General features: G+C 38.6%; 4 protein-coding genes. 2 read left to right on the top strand and 2 right to left on the bottom strand.

Going from position 1 to position 2,168, the window contains the following annotated elements; genetic code table 11:
- On the bottom strand, positions 1-166 hold a 166-nt coding region (locus SD31_RS21325), incomplete at its 3' end, for a transposase (protein WP_156138320.1).
- Between the two features lie 83 nt (positions 167-249).
- On the bottom strand, positions 250-600 hold the full coding sequence (locus SD31_RS10655; RefSeq protein ID WP_039054106.1) for a 4Fe-4S dicluster domain-containing protein: 351 nt from the start codon (positions 598-600) through the stop codon (positions 250-252).
- Positions 601-763: 163 nt separating this feature from the next.
- Here SD31_RS10655 and SD31_RS10660 point away from each other — a divergent pair, with 163 nt between their 5' ends.
- Positions 764-1,783: an acyl-CoA reductase gene (locus SD31_RS10660; RefSeq protein WP_039054107.1), complete on the top strand. Its 1,020-nt coding sequence runs from the start codon at positions 764-766 to the stop codon at positions 1,781-1,783.
- A gap of 59 nt (positions 1,784-1,842) precedes the next feature.
- The gene (locus SD31_RS10665) at positions 1,843-2,046 is read left to right on the top strand and encodes a hypothetical protein (protein WP_039054108.1); all 204 of its coding nucleotides are present in this window, start codon (positions 1,843-1,845) and stop codon (positions 2,044-2,046) included.
- Positions 2,047-2,168: the final 122 nt, after the last annotated feature.

Below are 2,168 nucleotides of genomic sequence, written 5' to 3' on the forward strand. Positions count from 1 at the left end.
GCAAGCCTTGCTTGCCATAATTTTGGTAAAGCCTAAGCCAAAATTGTAAATTCGATTTACTTAATCCTTCTCGCTTTGCAAGGCTTCCAATACTGTCTTTACCTCGTAGAATAGTGGTTACTAGACGTAACTTAAAATTGAAATTATACTTCTGTTTTTTACTCATAAAAATGCCCCAAATAAGTGTCTAACTTTTTGGGGCATGTCTATTAACTCATGCCTTTTTTATTATATGATGGTAATCTTTTATTATTCCCCGTGTAACCAGGCTTTCTTAGCCAACAATTCTTCTTGGGTTTCTACCACATTTTCGTCTTCCACACAACAGTCTACCGGACATACGGCAGCACATTGCGGCTCATCATGAAAGCCCACACATTCTGTACATTTGTCCGAAACGATATAATACACTTCGTTCGAAATAGCTTCCTGTGGTGCCGACGCATCTATAGTAACACCATCGCCAAAATCGATAATTCCATCCAAAGCAGTACCATCCGAAAATCTCCATGGAACACCCGCATCATATATCGCATTATTTGGGCATTCTGGCTCACAAGCCCCACAATTAATGCATTCGTCAGTAATTTTTATCGCCATTTATAACCTCACAATTAATAAATAAACTAATTTTGTACTGTCAAAAGTAAAAATCGATTTCTAACTTTCATAATAAAAGTATACGTAATCAGTAGAGTTTTTACTTATTTGACAAAACAAAGATAAAGTAAATAATTATCAGAATAATTCTAAATTACATATTTTGACAAAGAACGAGAGAATCAGAGCTTTTGCAACATTAGGAGAATGGATGTGCAATCCTGACAGGGACAGTTTATTCCGCATAGAAAGCATCCACCTTCAGAATGCCTGGTACACTAAAGAAAATATCCTCAAGCAGTTTCAAACGCTTGGCCAAAACCTTACTGTAGAAAAACTGGAACAGTGGACTTCGGCCTACCCTATCCAAGACGGGATGAACAACAAAACCGTGGGACTAGTCCTTGCCGGCAACATTCCGTTGGTAGGATTTCACGACCTACTGTCTACACTTATTACAGGCTTCACGGCACTGGTCAAACTATCTTCGGATGATGCGGGGGTCAGCAAGCTCATCATCCACAAACTTCTAGAAATAGAACCACGCTTCCAACAGCATATACATCTGGTGGATCGCCTTTCCAATTTTGATCTTATCATCGCCACAGGGTCCAACAATACTGCCCGATACTTCGAATATTATTTCGAAAAAAAACCGAATATCATCCGTAAAAACAGAAACTCCGTGGCAGTACTGACAGGAAAAGAATCTACAAAAGAACTTCACCTGTTGGGTTACGACATCTTCGACTATTTCGGTTTGGGATGCCGGTCCGTATCAAAAATATTCTTGCCGTCAGGCTACAACATAGCGACTTTCTTCGAGGCTATCGAACCTTTCAAAGACATCAAGGACCATTTCAAATACAGCAACAACTACGATTATAACAAATCTATATACCTTGTAAACGGAGACAAACATTATGACAACGGCTTCTTGCTACTCAAAGAAGACGAAAGGATAGCCTCTCCCCTGGCGGTAGTTTATTATGAAGAATATGACAGCTTATCCGATGTAGAGTCTTTTATCAACAACCATGCAGATCAAATTCAATGTGTGACGTCTATGACGCCCCTAAATATCCGTACCCCTCAATTTGCACTGGGCGGCAGCCAATGTCCTGCATTAAACGACTATGCTGACGGAGTGGATACGTTGAAATTTCTGACAGACCATCAATAATTGTTAAATTGATAAGCTTATAACAGGCAATTCATAAAAAATTCTAACTTTGTTTAACTATGTATGTAATCAAAGTAAAAGGTGTGGCAAAAATTCCTGACTATGTCCAATTGCGCGACGACGCCTTCACGCTCTTGGCCTACTTCAGGGTTGACAGACCCGACAAATCTTTGGAAAAAATCGGGTTAGGAGATAAAGCCGAACAAATCATGAAAATCGTTCAGGAAATGCCTTTCGGACAAATAAAAAAAATCAAACTATAAGATGGTTAAAAACAACAGTAATACGTCTAAAAAACGTAGAATATATAATCAACAAAAACATTTAAGTACTAYMCRAYATCTTAGAGTCGACAAAAGGTGAATTTATCTACCTTATCGGCAAT

Source organism: Sphingobacterium sp. T2 (assembly GCF_000814685.1).
GTDB lineage: Bacteria > Bacteroidota > Bacteroidia > Sphingobacteriales > Sphingobacteriaceae > Sphingobacterium > Sphingobacterium thermophilum.